Origin of the sequence: Serratia proteamaculans (genome assembly GCF_004684015.1) — a bacterium.
In the GTDB taxonomy this organism is placed as follows: Bacteria; Pseudomonadota; Gammaproteobacteria; order Enterobacterales; family Enterobacteriaceae; genus Serratia; species Serratia proteamaculans_F.
In genome coordinates this window covers 521,561-536,083 of the sequence record NZ_SRIA01000019.1, presented here as the reverse complement: position 1 = coordinate 536,083, position 14,523 = coordinate 521,561, and the positions used below count along the sequence as shown (strand labels likewise).

Sequence of the window (14,523 nt, the reverse complement as noted above, 5' to 3'; positions counted from 1 at the left end):
GTCATTCTTATTGGGGCAGTGGATCCAGTTTCTTGCCGCGACGGAACTTCATCTGCAGCCGGTCAAAATACAGGTAAACCACCGGGGTGGTGTACAGCGTCAGCAGTTGGCTGACGATCAGCCCCCCTGCGATAGTAATGCCGAGCGGCTGACGCAATTCGGCACCGTCGCCATGTGTCAACACCAACGGCAGTGCGCCAAAAAGCGCCGCCAGCGTGGTCATCATTATTGGCCTGAAACGCAGCAGGCACGCCTGGAAAATGGCGTCACGCGCGCTGATGCCGCCGTTGCGTTGTGCATCCAGGGCAAAGTCGACCATCATGATGGCGTTCTTCTTCACTATGCCAATCAGCAGCATGATGCCAATCAGCGCAATCAGGCTGAATGGCGCACCAAACAGCTCCAGCGCCAGCAGCGCACCGACACCGGCAGAGGGCAGGGTGGACAGAATGGTCAGCGGGTGAATATAGCTTTCATAGAGAATGCCGAGCACGATATACACCGTGGCAATGGCGGCGGCGATCAGCAGCAACTGGGATTTCAGCGTTTCCTGGAATACCTGAGCGGTACCGGCAAAGGCGCCACGAACGGTAGCGGGGACGCCAAGCGCCGTCATGGTGCGTTCCACGGCAGCGGTGGCATCCGACAGGCTGCCACCATCGGGCAGGTTAAACGAGATGGTCGAGGCGGCCGACAGCCCCTGATGGTTGACCGACAGCGGTGCATTGGCCGGTCGCCAACGGGCGAAATAGGACAGCGGGATCGCCTTGCCGTCCTTGTTGATCACAAACATCTTGTCCAGCGAACTGACGTCCTGGGTATAAGGCGGTGCGACTTCCATCACCACCTTGTACTGATTGAGCGGCTGGTAGATGGTCGAAATCTGGCGCTGACCGAAGGCGTTGTTCAGCAGGTTATTGGCGTCCGAAACTGAAATCCCCAGCCGGGCCATGGTCTCGCGATCGTAAACCAGATCCATTTCCGAGCCTTTGTCCTGCTGATCGGAGTTGACGTCGGCCAGCTCCGGCAAGGCGGCCAGCGCGGTGCGGATCTTCGGTTCCCACTCGCGGAGTGCGGCGAGGTCATCTGCCAGCAGCGTGTATTGGTAGCTGGCATTAGCCTGCCTGCCACCGACGCGGATATCCTGCACCGCCATCAGGAACAGGCTGGCCCCCGGCTCTTTGGCCAATTTGGCGCGCAGGCGGGCGATCACTTTCTGCGCGTCATCGCTGCGCACCGCCAGCGGTTTCAGCGAGATAAACATCGATCCGCTGTTGGTACGTGAGCCGCCGGTGAAACCGGTGACGTTTTCCACATCCGGATCTTCACGCACGATTTTCATGAAATCTTCCAGCTTAACGCGCATCGCCTGGAAGGAAATGCTCTGGTCAGCCTGAATAAAGCCCATCAGCCTGCCGGTGTCTTGTTCGGGGAAGAAGGTTTTCGGAATACTGACGTACAGCCACACGTTGAGCGCGATGGTGGCCAGAAACACTGCCAGTACCCAGCGTGAGTGGCCAAGCACCCAATTCAGCGAACGGGCGTAGCCCTGCTGCAATGCCAGTAGCATTTTACCGAAGCCGCGTATGCGCCGCTGCGCGCGCGGCGGCTGGTGGCGCAGCAGGTAGGCGCACATCATCGGCGTCAGCGTTAGAGAGATAATCAGCGACAGCCCGATCGATACCGACAGGGTGACGGCAAACTCGCGGAACAGGCGGCCGGGCAGGCCTTCCATCAGCAGCAGCGGAATAAACACCGCCACCAGCGACACGCTCATCGACAGCACGGTGAAGCCCACTTCACGCACCCCGATCAGCGCTGCATTAATGGGTTTCATGCCGGCCTCGATGTGGCGAGAAATATTCTCCAGCACCACGATAGCGTCATCGACCACGAAGCCGGTGGCGATGGTCAGCGCCATTAGCGACAGGTTATTCAGACTAAAACCGCACAGATACATGGCGGTAAAGGAGCCGATCAGCGAGACCGGAACCGCTACCGCCGGGATCAGCGTAGCGCGGCCGGAACGCAGGAAGATGAACACCACCAGGATCACCAGCCCGATGGCAATCACCAGCGACTGCTCCACCTCGGCCAGTGAGGCACGGATGGTCGGTGAGCGGTCCTGGGCGATATTCAATTGGATCGATGCCGGAATATTGTCTTGCAGCGCAGGCAATTCGGCGCGGATCCGATCGACGGTTTCAATGATATTGGCATCCGGTGCCCGGCTGATGGCCAGAATAATCGCCGGCTTGGCATTGGTCATCCCGGCGTTGCGTACGTCCTGTACCGAGTCGTTGACTTCGGCCACGTCGCTCAGGCGCACCGCCGAGCCGTTGTTGTAGTGAATAATCAGTGGCCGATAGGCATTGGCGGTTTTTAACTCGTCGTTGGCCTGGAGCTGCCAACGCTGCTGCGGATCCTCCACCGCGCCCTGAGGCCTGCGCACGTTGGCATTGCTGATGGTCTGGCGCACTGCATCAAGCGATATGCCCTGATTGAACAGGGCGCTTGGGTTGAGTTCGACCCGCACCGCAGGCAGTGAGCTACCGCCAACCGAGACGTCGCCCACCCCTTCGGTCTGGGCAATTTTCTGCGCCAACTGGGTAGAGGCAAAGTCGTAAAGCTGGCCCTGGCTATAGGTATCCGAGGTCAGCGTCAGGATCATGATCGGCGCATCGGACGGGTTGACCTTACGGTAACTGGGGCGGCTTGGCATGCCGGTGGGCAACAGGCTTTGTGCGGCGTTAATTGCCGCCTGCACGTCACGCGCGGCGCCGTTGATATCACGATCGAGATCGAACTGCAGAATCACTCTGGTGCTGCCCAGCGAGCTCATCGAGGTCATCTCATTGACCCCGGCAATTCTGCCCAGCGCCCGTTCCAGCGGTGTGGCGACCGACGAAGCCATGGTTTCCGGATCGGCACCCGGCAGTGAAGCGCTGATCGAAATCACCGGGTAGTCGACCTGCGGCAACGGTGAAACCGGCAGCAGGCTGAAGCTAATCACGCCACTGATGGCGATGGCCAATGTCAGCAGCGTAGTGGCGACCGGCCGATAGATAAACAGGGCGAAGAATTTCACGGCAGCTCCTGCACATCCGGCTGGTGACGAGTGTTACGCGCCAGCTTGTCAAACAGCAGGTAGATAACCGGCGTGGTGAACAGCGTCAGAATTTGGCTCATCACCAGCCCACCGACCATACAGACCCCGAGCGGATGTCGCAGTTCCGCACCGACGCCGGTGCTGAGCATCAGCGGCAATGCCCCCAACAGCGCAGCCAGCGTGGTCATCAGGATCGGCCTGAAACGCAGCAGGCAGGCCTGATAAATTGCGTCATACGGCGTCATTCCCTGCTCACGCTCAGCGGCCAGGGCAAAGTCGATCATCATGATGGCGTTTTTCTTCACGATGCCGATCAGCAAAATGATGCCGATTATGGCGATCACGTCCAGTTCGCTGCCGGCCATCATCAGCGCCAGCAAGGCACCGACCCCGGCGGTGGGCAGGGTGGAAAGAATAGTTACCGGGTGAATAAAGCTCTCATACAGCACGCCCAACACGATATACATCGCCACGACCGCCGCCAGGATCAGCCATAAGGTGCCGCCCAGTGCTGCCTGGAACGCCAGCGTCGCACCCTGGAACTGGGTGGTGATGTCTTTCGGCAGGTTGAGGTTTTTTTCCGCCAGAGTGATGGCATCGACCGCTTCACCGAGTGAATAATTACCCGCCACGTTAAAGGAGATGGTGGCTGCCGGGAATTGATCCAGATGGTTAACCGACAGCGGCCCGAAACGCTGTTCAATTTTGGCGATGGTGCTCAGTGGCACTATGGTGCCGTTGCTGCTGGTCAGACGGATATCATTCAGCGCCGCCAGCCCTGGCGTGGTGCTGACGTCATGCTCCAGCACCACGCGGTACTGGTTGGCCTGGGTGTAAATGGTGGAGATCAACCGCTGACCAAAGGCGTTGTACAGCGCATTATCCACGTCGCTCATGCTGATACCGAGGCGAGAGGCCGAATCACGATCGACGTTGACATAGGCCACCAGGCCTTGGTCCTGCCAGTTGCTGGTCACGTCCGCCAACTGCGGCGTTTGTTTCAGCTCCGCCATCAACTGCGGCACCCACAGGCTGAGATCGTCCAGTGACATCGCTTGCAGGGTGAACTGATACTGGGTGCGGCTGACCTGAGTATCGATAGTCAGATCCTGTACCGGCTGCAGATACAGCTTCACACCGGGGAATTGGGTACTCATCTGTTGCAGGCGGGTGATGATGGCCGGAATCCGCTCGCTGCGTTCGCTTAAAGGCTTAAGGTTAATCTGCAGTCGGCCGCTGTTGAGCGTGGCGTTGGTGCCGTCGACACCGACAAACGACGTCAGGCTTTCTACCGCCGGATCTTTAAGAATCTCTGCCGCCACCTGTTGCTGCCGCTCGGCCATATTGCTGAATGACACCGACTGCGGCGCTTCCAGCGTGCCCTGAATGATGCCGTTGTCCTGCACCGGGAAGAAGCCTTTCGGGATCAGCAGGTACAGCAAGACGGTGAGCACCAGCGTACTGAATGCCACGCCGAGCGTCAGCCACGGGTGATTGAGCACCGTTTTCAGCCATTTACCGTAGCGGGCGATAACCCGATCAAAGAAACGCTCTGAGGCGGCGGAAAAACGGTTCTGTTTACGCAAGGATTCGTGGCTCAGCATGCGTGCGCACATCATTGGCGTCAGCGTCAGCGAAACCACGGCGGAAATCAAAATCGCCACCGCCAGCGTCACGGCAAATTCGCGGAACAATCGGCCGACGATATCGCCCATAAACAGCAGCGGGATCAGCACCGCCACCAGTGAGAAGGTCAGTGAAATGATGGTGAAGCCGATTTCACCGGCCCCTTTCAACGCCGCATCGAGCGGTTTCTCCCCCTTTTCGATATAGCGCGAGATGTTCTCGATCACCACGATAGCGTCATCGACCACAAACCCGGTGGCGATGGTCAATGCCATCAGCGTCAGGTTGTTAATGGAGAAGCCCAGGAAGTACATGGCGGCAAAGGTACCGATCAACGACAGCGGGACTGCGACGCTAGGAATAATGGTGGCCGGCACGTTGCGCAGGAACACATAAATCACCATTACCACCAGCGCCACCGCCAGCAACAGTTCGAACTGCACGTCGCTGACTGAGGCACGAATGGTGGTGGTGCGATCGGTCAGTACCTTGACGTCGACCGACTTCGGCAGGCTTTTAATCAGAGTAGGCAGCATCTCGCGAATGCTGTCGGCGGTGGTGATCACGTTCACCCCCGGCTGGCGCTGAATGTTCAGCACAATGGCCGGTTGCTTGTTGGCCCAGGCCGCCAGCCGGGTGTTTTCTGCGCCTTGTTCGATGGTAGCGATATCTTGCAGACGGATCGCCGCGCCGTTTTGGTAGGCAACAATCAGTTGGCGGTAATCGTCGGCGGACTTCATCTGATCGTTGGCCGACAGCGTGACCGAGCGCGTCGGGCCATCCAGGCTGCCTTTGGCGGAGTTGACGTTGGCATTGCTGATGGCGGTGCGGATGGTTTCGCTGTCCAGGCCGTAGGCGGCAACGGCCGCGGCATTAAGTTTTACGCGCACCGCCGGCCGCTGACCACCGGAAATAGTGACCAAACCGACGCCGGTGACCTGCGATATTTTCTGCGCGACGCGGGTTTCCACCATGTCTTCTACCTGGGTCATCGGCATGGCGGATGAAGTCACGGCCAGTGTCAGGATCGGCGGATCGGCAGGGTTAACCTTGCTGTAAATCGGCGGGTAGGGCAGATCGCTCGGTAACAGGTTGGTGGCGGAGTTGATCGCCGCCTGCACTTCCTGTTCGGCAACGTCGAGCGGCAGTTCAAGCTGGAATTGCAGCGTCACCACCGAGGCGCCGCCGGAGCTTTGCGACGCCATCTGTTTCAGACCGGACATCTGACCAAACTGGCGTTCCAGCGGGGCGGTGATGGCCGAAGTGACCACGTCCGGGCTGGCCCCGGGGTACAGCGTGACCACCTGAATGGTCGGGTAGTCGACTTCCGGCAGGGCGGAAACCGGCAGAGCGCGATAACCGATAATCCCCGCCAGCAGGATCGCCACCATCAACAGCGTGGTCGCGACCGGGCGCAGAATAAACAGGCGGGAGGGACCGCCGCCGGGGTTAGGTGGCATCACCTGCATCAGGATTTCCCCTGAGTACGCGATGGGTGGCCGGATTGGGTCGCTGCCGGGGTCTTTTGCGGCGTGACGACCTCAACCTGCATGCCCTCGGTCAGGCGATCGATACCGTCGGTCACCACCCGATCGCCGACGTTCAGACCGGCGTTGATCACTACCTGTTGGCTGTCCTGCATACCGGTAGTCACCAGGTGCTTACTGACCTTGTTCTCTTCACTCAGGGTCCAGACGAAGTTGCCTTCGTTGCCCATTTGCAGCGCCGCAGTTGGGATGACCATGGCATCGTGCAGTGTCGCCACCTTCAGGCGTGCATTAACAAACTGGTTGGGAAACAGGGCGTCGTCCTGGTTGGTGAAACGCGCTTTGAGTTTGATGGTACCGGTGGTGGTGTCGATCTGGTTATCCAGACTGAGCAATGCACCGGTAGCCAGTTGATTTTGGTTGGTGCGATCCCAGGCTTCGACGCTGACCGGGCCGGCTTTTTGCGCTTTGATCAAGTCGCTGATATTGGCTTCCGGCAGGGTAAATACCACGTCGATAGGGTGAGTCTGGGTGATCACCACAATGCCGGTTGTGCTGCCGCTGGTGATGTAATTGCCAACATCCACCAGTTTCAGGCCGACGCGGCCGTCGATCGGCGCGGTGATGCGGCTGTAGGTGATTTGCAGTCTGGCGCTGTCGACCGTGCCCTGATCGGCTTTGATCGCCCCTTCAGTTTGTTGCACCAATGACAATTGGGTGTCCAGATCCTGCCGTGAAACCAGATTGGTTTTGGCCAACTGTTGGTAACGGGCCAAGTCGCGCCGTGCATTAGCGAGCGTGGCCTGGTCTTTTGCCAGTTGCCCCAATGCCTGGGTCAGTTGTACTTCAAACGGGCGCGGGTCGATTTCCACCAGCAAATCGCCGGCCTTGACCTGTTGACCTTCGGTAAAGTGGATAGCCATCAATTGGCCGTCAACCCGACTGGTAACGGTCACGGTGTTGGCGGCGGTCGCGGTGCCTAGCCCGGACAGATAGCGTGGCACCGTTTGCTGTGTGACGGTGGCCGCCTGCACTGGTGACATCGGTGCCCCGCGTCGGCCACCGGCAGCCTTGCCACTGGTTGCTTGGCGGGCACCCGGCTCGGCATCCGCCGCCGGTTGCGAAGCGCTGAAGTGACGCCAAATCAGCACGGCGGCAATAGCCACAATAACCACCACCAGCAGGCGCAGTATCAGTGAACGACGTGGGTTTTTTGCATTCATGGTGGCGAAAATCTCTCCAAAAGGCAGGCGTGCGGGCACTCATTGCCAAAAAAGTTACACTCCTTACAGAATACTAGTTTAGCCAGCCAAGACGGCATAAAAATGAAGGAAATATGGAGTAACCGTCAGCATTGTCCTAATAAGTTGCAGATTTGTGCATCCCCGTCTTATAAGAGACTTAATCCGGCTTATAGCCAATACGTTTTGGCGTATTTTCTGGTTTGGCGCTAATAATTATCCTGCAAATTATTAATCCCCTTGGAGCATACAATGAGCAACAGAGAACTGGGCCGTTCGGGCATCAAAGTACCGGCATTGACCTTCGGCGGTAACGTGTTTGGTTGGACAGCCGATCGCGAAACCTCATTCAGCCTGCTGGATGCGCTGGTGGAGAATCAGCTCAATTTTATTGATACCGCCGACGTGTATTCCAGCTGGGCTCCGGGCAACCAGGGCGGAGAGTCCGAAACGACCATTGGCCAGTGGCTGAAAAAAAGCGGTAAGCGCGAGCAGGTCATCATTGCCACCAAGGTCGGCAAGCCGATGGGCGAAGGCAAACAGGGGCTGTCGCCGCGCTATATCCAGCAGGCGGTGGAGGAGTCGCTGCGCCGTTTGCAGACCGATTATATCGACCTTTATCAGTCACATGATGATGACCGGGACACGCCGCTGGCGGAAACCCTGGCGGCGTTTGATGCGTTGATCAAGGCCGGCAAGGTGCGGGCGATAGGTGCTTCCAACTACCAGGCCAATCGTCTGGAAGAGGCACTGAACGTCAGCGAGCGGGAAGGGTTGGCGCGTTACGAAACCCTGCAGCCGGAATATAACCTGTATGCGCGTGAAGGTTATGAGCAGGGGCTGGAAGCAGTGGCGCAGCGCCATGGTTTAGGCGTGATTAACTTTTTCTCGCTGGCCAGCGGTTTCCTGACCGGTAAATACCGCAGTGAGCAAGATATCGGCAAGAGCCAGCGTGGCGACAGGGTGATAGAGCAATATCTCAATCCGCGCGGTTTAAAAATTCTGACGGCGTTGGATAGCATTGCGGCGAAGCACCACACTTCACCGGCACAAGTTTCATTGGCCTGGTTGATAGCGCGGCCCAGCATCACTGCACCGATCGTCAGCGCCACTTCGCTAAAGCAGTTGGATGAGTTGGTTAGCGCCACCCGTCTGCAGTTGGATGCCGAAGATATCAGTACCCTGAACCAGGCCAGCGCCTGGTAATCTTATCAACAGCGGCTGGCGGGGTTAGCCGTGGAGTTTTTCCCGCCAGGTTTGCTGTGTCAGCCGATACAGAATATGTTTTTGCAGCGGATGGCCCTGCGGCAGCCGTGGGTGCAGGAAACTTTCGCCGTGGCACGTCATGTCAATACGTTCCATAACCCGGCGTGATGCCTGGTTGGCCTCGGCGGTAAAAGACACCACTTCGGCCAAATTCAACCCTTCGAAGGCGTGGCATAATGCGCTGCGGGCGGCCTCAGTGGCGTAGCCTTTGCCCCAGTGCGCCGCCGATAACCGCCAGCCAATTTCTACGCAGGGGGAGCAGGGCAGATCTTCCGCCGGGATAGCCAGCCCGACAAAGCCGATAAAAGGCGCGCCATCTTTTTCTTCCACCGCCCATAAACCCCAGCCGTTTTGCTGCATGAACTGACGAATTTTGTCAGCTTGAGCGTAGCTTTGTTCGGCTGTCAGCGGGGCAGGGAAATAACGCATCACCAGGGGATCGGCGTTGAGGGCGGCAAATGCCGGTAGATCTTCGTCACGCCAGGCGCGCAATAGCAACCGGTCGCTTTCGAGGGAAAATATTTCACACATCGACTTTCCTCCAATAACCAAGTGCTTTGCGGTTTCATGGTAGGGGCGCTGCATGCTGCGCCCAATAGCATAATCAATGGGTTAAATCGGGTCGAACCTGTTCGACCCCTACCGTTTATAGCCCTGTGCGGGTTTGCCTGTAGTCTAAAGCCATTAACGGAACAGCGTTTGTGCCCAGCGTGCCAGCCCGGCGGTGACCGAGCCGAAGTCGTTGCCACCGACGATTGGAATGCCCGGCAACTGCTGTTGCAACGCGGCGCGCAGCAACGGTGAACGTGCGCTGCCGCCGGTGAGATAAATCACCTGTGGTGCGGTCTGGCTGCTGGCCAGCGCGGCGCTGACCTGTTCCTGAATGCGCAGCAGCGGCTGAGAAATAGCTTCGGCAAGCTGATCCTGGCTGATGGTTTCCGTCAAATCAGTCTGGACGAAAGCCAGCGGTGCGCTGATGTTTTGCTGCGCGGACAGGGCGATTTTACTCTCCTCCGCCGTGCGCACCAAACGGTAGCTCAGACGTTGCTGATGGACTTTCAGCAGGCGTTTGACCTTTTCCGGCTCGGCAGCATCGCGGATCAGATCGCGCAGCATGCGGCCATTGGCGACGCTGTAAAAGTCGTTCTGCGCCGGTACGTCATTGGTGGCGACCGCGTTCCAGTAAGGCAGTGCAGGCAGGGCGATACCCTTGCCGGTTTCGCCACCCATGCCGAACAGTGGCATCAGCTGTTTGAATGCCAGCATGATATCCAGGTCGTTACCGCCCACGCGGCAACCGCTGTGCCCCAGCAGGCTTTGCTGGCGATCGGCGCGGTCACGCCATTGTGGCCCCATCAGCAGCACCGAGCAGTCGGTGGTACCGCCGCCGATGTCGACCACCAGCACGGTTTTTTCTTCTGTCAGGGTGGCTTCAAAGTCCAGGCCTGCCGCGACCGGCTCGAACTGGAATTCAATGTCTTTGAACCCGGCACGCTCGGCAGCGCGTTGCAAAATGCCCTGCGCCTGCTGGTTGGCATCTTCACCGCCCATGCCCTGGAAGTTGATCGGGCGACCGATGACCGCCTGACTGATGCTGTCCTGCAGGACGTTTTCCGCCTGACGCTTGATGTGGAACATCATGGCGCACACCAGATCTTCAAACAGCGCGATCTGCTGTGGCTTCAGGCCGTTGGCACCGAGGAAGGATTTCGGTGAGCGAACAAAATACACCTCTTCCGGATCTTCAACGTAGTGTGCCAGCGCTTGCAGGCCGAACAGTACGCTGTTGCTGGCGACCGGGATATCTTCTTCACGGTTGTAGTTGATCGCCCGGCGCAGCAGTTGCTGGTTCTCTTCGCTGCCGGTGGGGACTTGCCAGTGACGGTGCAAACACTCGCTCACGGCTTCACGCGTCGGTGCGCACAGCATCGACGGCAGATAGGGTTCGTTGTTTTCCAACGTCAGCAGCTCGGGGCCGTTATCACGCATCACTGCAACGGAACAGTTGGCCGTTCCGTAATCGAATCCAATAAACATGTCTTTTCTCACTCCCCATGCCGATGAAGGGGGGCGACTTTACCCGAGACTTGCCCCTCGGGCAACGTGCTAGCGCATAACAGACGAAAATTTTCGCGGTGAACGAGAGTGCGTGCTTAACTTAATGTCCGAATCCCGCACGTCAGCGCAGCAGCCGAGTCGCATAATGAACAAAAAACTGACCCCGAGCCTTGCCATGAAAAACCAACAACAGGCGCTGTATCAGGCACTGAGTGCGCGCGATCGCAAATTCGACGGCCGCTTCTTTGTCGGCGTTTCTTCGACCGGCATTTATTGCCGCCCGGTGTGCAGTGCCCGTACGCCGAAAATCGAGAACTGTACCTTTTACCCGAGCGCAGCGGCGGCAGAGCTGGCGGGGTTTCGGCCCTGTCTGAAGTGCCGGCCGGAATTGGCGCCGGGGCTGGCGTTGATTGATCTGGGCAATCGCTATGCCCAGGTGGCGGTACAGCTGATTGAACAGGGCTATCTGTCGGAGCACAGCTGCGAGCAACTGGCGGCGCGGTTGGGCATTTCCGACCGTCACCTGCGGCGTATCTTTGCCGATCAGTTTGGTGCATCGCCGATTGATTACGCCCAGTCGCACCGGTTGTTACAGGCCAAGCGGCTGCTGGCGGATACCGATATGCCGCTGAGTGAGGTGGCATTTGCCGCCGGTTTCGGCAGCCTGCGGCGCTTTAACGAGTTGTTCAAGGCACGCTACCGGCTGATCCCCTCGGCGCTGCGCAGCAGCAGCGGCCGCAATGAACGCGCCGTAGCCAGCGGGCTGGTGTTTCATCTGGGTTACCGACCGCCCTATGACTGGCCGCGTATGTTGGGCTTTTTACAAACCCGTGCGGTGAGCGGGGTGGAAAAAGTTGAAGGGCAGCAGTATCTGCGGGCGATCGCGATTACTCAGGGGGGCATTGATTATCACGGCTGGGTCAGCGTGCAGCCGGAAGAGAGCTATAATCGGGTGCGGGTAGAGATTGCTCCGGCGCTCAGTCGAGTGACCACGGAAGTGCTGCGTCGCATACGCCAGCTGTTTGATCTGGACGCGGCACCGGATCTGATCACCCAGGCGTTGGGCGCGCTGGCCGAGGATGCGCCGGGGTTACGGCTGCCCGGCTGTGTCAACAGCTTTGAACAGGCGACCCGGGCGGTGCTCGGGCAGTTGGTCAGCGTCAAGATGGCGGCGACCTTTGCCGGACGGATGGCTGAACGCTGGGGAACGCCGCTGGAACAGCCTTACGCCGGCATTACGCATGTGTTTCCCAACGCTGAGCAAATTGCACAACTGCAACCCGAAGAGCTGCGCCCACTGGGAGTGCAGCTGAAACGCGCAGCGGCGATTATCGCCATCGCGCGGGCGGTCACCGAAGGGCGGTTACAGTTGGAAAACGTGCTGGATATTGAGCAAGGGATCAAGGCACTGACCGCGTTGCCGGGGATTGGCAGTTGGACGGCCAGTTATATCGCCATGCGGGCCTGGTCATGGCCGGACGTGTTTCTGACAGGGGATTATCTGATCAAACAGCGCTTTCCTGGGATGACGCCGCGCCAGATTGAAAACTATGCTGAACGCTGGCGGCCCTGGCGCTCCTACGCCACGCTGCATCTGTGGCATAACCCGGATTGGGCACCGTCAACGGACAGCGACGGGTAGCCGCGTTATTCTTCGGTGGCAATGAGCGCCAGCAGGCTGTCGATCCCTTCACGCATCAGGAAGGATAGGACTTTCTCACGTTCGCTTTCGCTCAGGTGATAGTAATACTCCACCCAAACCGCCAGCGGATCCTGGCGTTCAACCTGATATTCAGCGGGATCTTCTTGCAGTACCAACAGGCTGCGCGCGCCGATCGGCAGGCTGTTGATGTGGTATTCCACCGCTTTGCCTTGTACGCCTTTTCGACGGCGACTGATCCAGCCTTCGCGGCGGGCCATCAAATTGATTCCCTGCGGCGAGGAGGGCAGTCCTGCAATGCCGGTAAGCTCTCTGGCGGCAAACCACTCGTTTTTCATAGCCATTATCCCTGAGCAATCACGTTTATAGATGGTGGTGGAAATTAACGCGCGTGCTGATTTCCGTATCGAAGTATTGTTCAAACGATTAACTTTAACTCGTTAGTTATACCACTAACCTCAGGCAGGCTAAGCAAAAAAAACGTGATCGGGGCAGGCGGGCAATGACACCGTAGCCCGAAAGGCAACGGAGTTAGGTTGGATAGGGTGTTGTTGCAAAAGCCGGCGTTGCCGCCGGCCTTCAGGATTTAGAGCAGGAAAACGGTGGCCAGACCGAGGAAAATAAAGAAGCCACCGGTGTCGGTCAGTGCGGTGATCAGGACGCTGGAACCGACCGCCGGATCGCGTCCCATTTTTAGCATGGTCATCGGGATCACCACCCCCATCAGCGCCGCTACCAGCAGGTTGAGGATCATCGCCAGCGTCATTACGCCGCCCATTGCCCAGTCGCCATACAACAGCCAGGTGACTATGCCCATAATACCGCCCCAGACCACGCCGTTGATGATGGCGACGCCCAGTTCCCTGAACATCAGGCGCGAGATATTACCGACTTCAATTTGGTGCAGCGCCAGCGCGCGGACGATCATGGTGATGGTCTGGTTACCGGTGTTGCCACCGATACCGGCGACGATCGGCATCAATGCCGCCAACGCCACCAGTTGCGAAATAGTGTGTTCAAACAGGCCGATAACGCGTGACGCGATAAATGCGGTACACAGGTTGATCGCCAGCCAGGCCCAACGGGTTTTCACCGCTTTGCTGACCGGGGCAAACACGTCTTCTTCCGGGCTTAAGCCGCCCATGCGGCGCAGGTTGCTGTCGCTTTCCTCATTCACCACGTCAACGATTTCTTCAATGGTTAAACGCCCCATCAGTTTGCCTTTGGCATCGACCACCGGGGCACTGATCAGGTCATAACGTTCGAACGCACTGGCCGCAGCCTCGGCTTTCTCTTCCGGCAGAAAACGGGTGGGATCGCTGTCCATCACCGCCTGGACCGGTGTTTCCGGATCATTGAGCAGCACCGCGGTGAGCGGCAACTCGCCGAGCAGGGTATTTTTACGATCGGTGACAAAGAGTTTATCGGTGGCCGCCGGTATGGTTTTGCGCAGGCGCAGGAAGCGATGCACCGCGCCGAGGGTGACGTCCGGGCGCACCGTGACCAGTTCAAAATCCATCATCCAGCCGACGGTGTCCTTGCCGTAGTGGATCATCTCGCGCACCTGAGCGCGCTGCTCCGGTTCCATCGAGGTCAGCAGGCGGCCCATCAGGTTGCGCGGCAGGTACTGCGCCAGATAGGCCTGTTCATCCACGTCCAGCGTTTTGATCGCTTTGAGCAGGTCTTTATCGCTCATTTCTTCGATCAGGCTGTCCCACACCGGTTCGGCGACTTCCACCAGTGCCTGGCCGCGTTTGGCATTACCCACCAGCCGCCACAACGCCAGACGTTCGTCCTGCGGCAGCGCTTCGAGCAAGTCAGCCAAATCGGCGGCATGCATACCGTCCAGCAGGCCGGTAATTTCAGCGGTCTGGTTGAGCAGTTCGCTTTTGCTAAGGGCGTTTTCGTCCCCCGGTCGGCCGAGAATACCGTCGACCAGGTCTTTGTTATTTAACAGCAGAGAAATAATGCGCTGGCGGTGCTCAGCGACTTTTTGAACATTATGCGTTGCAGCTGACATGGTATTCCTTACTGGCACTCAGGGGTCCTTACAGACAAGCTCTGAACAACAGAGAG

9 protein-coding genes are annotated in these 14,523 nt (G+C 58.4%); 2 read left to right on the top strand and 7 right to left on the bottom strand.

The genetic code is table 11. The annotated features are described in order from the left end of the window. Nucleotides 1-7: 7 nt before the first annotated feature. From mdtC to E5C26_RS18160, 3 genes are read right to left on the bottom strand one after another with little or no spacing between them, the layout of a single operon-like run. Nucleotides 8-3,088, bottom strand: coding sequence for a multidrug efflux RND transporter permease subunit MdtC (gene mdtC / locus E5C26_RS18170; RefSeq protein WP_135317550.1), 3,081 nt, complete (start codon nt 3,086-3,088; stop codon nt 8-10). Beyond that, entirely contained in the window at nt 3,085-6,204 is a 3,120-nt protein-coding gene (locus tag E5C26_RS18165; protein WP_135317549.1) for an MdtB/MuxB family multidrug efflux RND transporter permease subunit, read from the bottom strand. The genes mdtC and E5C26_RS18165 overlap by 4 nt, the downstream gene beginning before the upstream one ends. Then, nucleotides 6,204-7,445: an MdtA/MuxA family multidrug efflux RND transporter periplasmic adaptor subunit gene (locus E5C26_RS18160; protein ID WP_135317548.1), complete on the bottom strand. Its 1,242-nt coding sequence runs from the start codon at nt 7,443-7,445 to the stop codon at nt 6,204-6,206. The genes E5C26_RS18165 and E5C26_RS18160 overlap by 1 nt, the downstream gene beginning before the upstream one ends. A 270-nt stretch (nt 7,446-7,715) precedes the next feature. Between E5C26_RS18160 and E5C26_RS18155 the strand changes: the two genes are divergently transcribed. Further along, nucleotides 7,716-8,669, top strand: coding sequence for an aldo/keto reductase (locus tag E5C26_RS18155; protein ID WP_135317547.1), 954 nt, complete (start codon nt 7,716-7,718; stop codon nt 8,667-8,669). Between the two features lie 24 nt (nt 8,670-8,693). Here E5C26_RS18155 and E5C26_RS18150 read toward each other — a convergent pair whose 3' ends face one another. Both E5C26_RS18150 and yegD read right to left on the bottom strand, forming a co-directional pair. Next, nucleotides 8,694-9,260: a GNAT family N-acetyltransferase gene (locus E5C26_RS18150; protein WP_135317546.1), complete on the bottom strand. Its 567-nt coding sequence runs from the start codon at nt 9,258-9,260 to the stop codon at nt 8,694-8,696. A gap of 153 nt (nt 9,261-9,413) precedes the next feature. Then, nucleotides 9,414-10,766, bottom strand: a complete 1,353-nt coding sequence (yegD, locus tag E5C26_RS18145; protein ID WP_135317545.1) for a molecular chaperone — start codon at nt 10,764-10,766, stop codon at nt 9,414-9,416. A gap of 166 nt (nt 10,767-10,932) precedes the next feature. Here yegD and alkA point away from each other — a divergent pair, with 166 nt between their 5' ends. Next, entirely contained in the window at nt 10,933-12,429 is a 1,497-nt protein-coding gene (alkA, locus tag E5C26_RS18140; RefSeq protein ID WP_135317544.1) for a DNA-3-methyladenine glycosylase 2, read from the top strand. Nucleotides 12,430-12,434: 5 nt separating this feature from the next. Here alkA and E5C26_RS18135 read toward each other — a convergent pair whose 3' ends face one another. Continuing rightward, nucleotides 12,435-12,785 (bottom strand): DNA-binding protein, encoded by a 351-nt coding sequence (locus E5C26_RS18135; protein WP_135317543.1) that lies wholly within the window; start codon nt 12,783-12,785, stop codon nt 12,435-12,437. 248 nt (nt 12,786-13,033) lie between these two features. Next, nucleotides 13,034-14,467 (bottom strand): magnesium transporter, encoded by a 1,434-nt coding sequence (mgtE, locus tag E5C26_RS18130; protein ID WP_135317542.1) that lies wholly within the window; start codon nt 14,465-14,467, stop codon nt 13,034-13,036. Nucleotides 14,468-14,523 lie beyond the last annotated feature (56 nt).

Bases quoted from the DNA above. Each gene is read 5' to 3' on its own strand.
- E5C26_RS18165 (WP_135317549.1), bottom strand. From the start codon at position 6,204: ATGCAGGTGATGCCACCTAACCCCGGCGGCGGTCCCTCCCGCCTGTTT.
- E5C26_RS18160 (WP_135317548.1), bottom strand. From the start codon at position 7,445: ATGAATGCAAAAAACCCACGTCGTTCACTGATACTGCGCCTGCTGGTG.
- E5C26_RS18155 (WP_135317547.1), top strand. From the start codon at position 7,716: ATGAGCAACAGAGAACTGGGCCGTTCGGGCATCAAAGTACCGGCATTG.
- E5C26_RS18150 (WP_135317546.1), bottom strand. From the start codon at position 9,260: ATGTGTGAAATATTTTCCCTCGAAAGCGACCGGTTGCTATTGCGCGCC.
- yegD (WP_135317545.1), bottom strand. From the start codon at position 10,766: ATGTTTATTGGATTCGATTACGGAACGGCCAACTGTTCCGTTGCAGTG.
- alkA (WP_135317544.1), top strand. From the start codon at position 10,933: ATGAACAAAAAACTGACCCCGAGCCTTGCCATGAAAAACCAACAACAG.
- E5C26_RS18135 (WP_135317543.1), bottom strand. From the start codon at position 12,785: ATGAAAAACGAGTGGTTTGCCGCCAGAGAGCTTACCGGCATTGCAGGA.
- mgtE (WP_135317542.1), bottom strand. From the start codon at position 14,467: ATGTCAGCTGCAACGCATAATGTTCAAAAAGTCGCTGAGCACCGCCAG.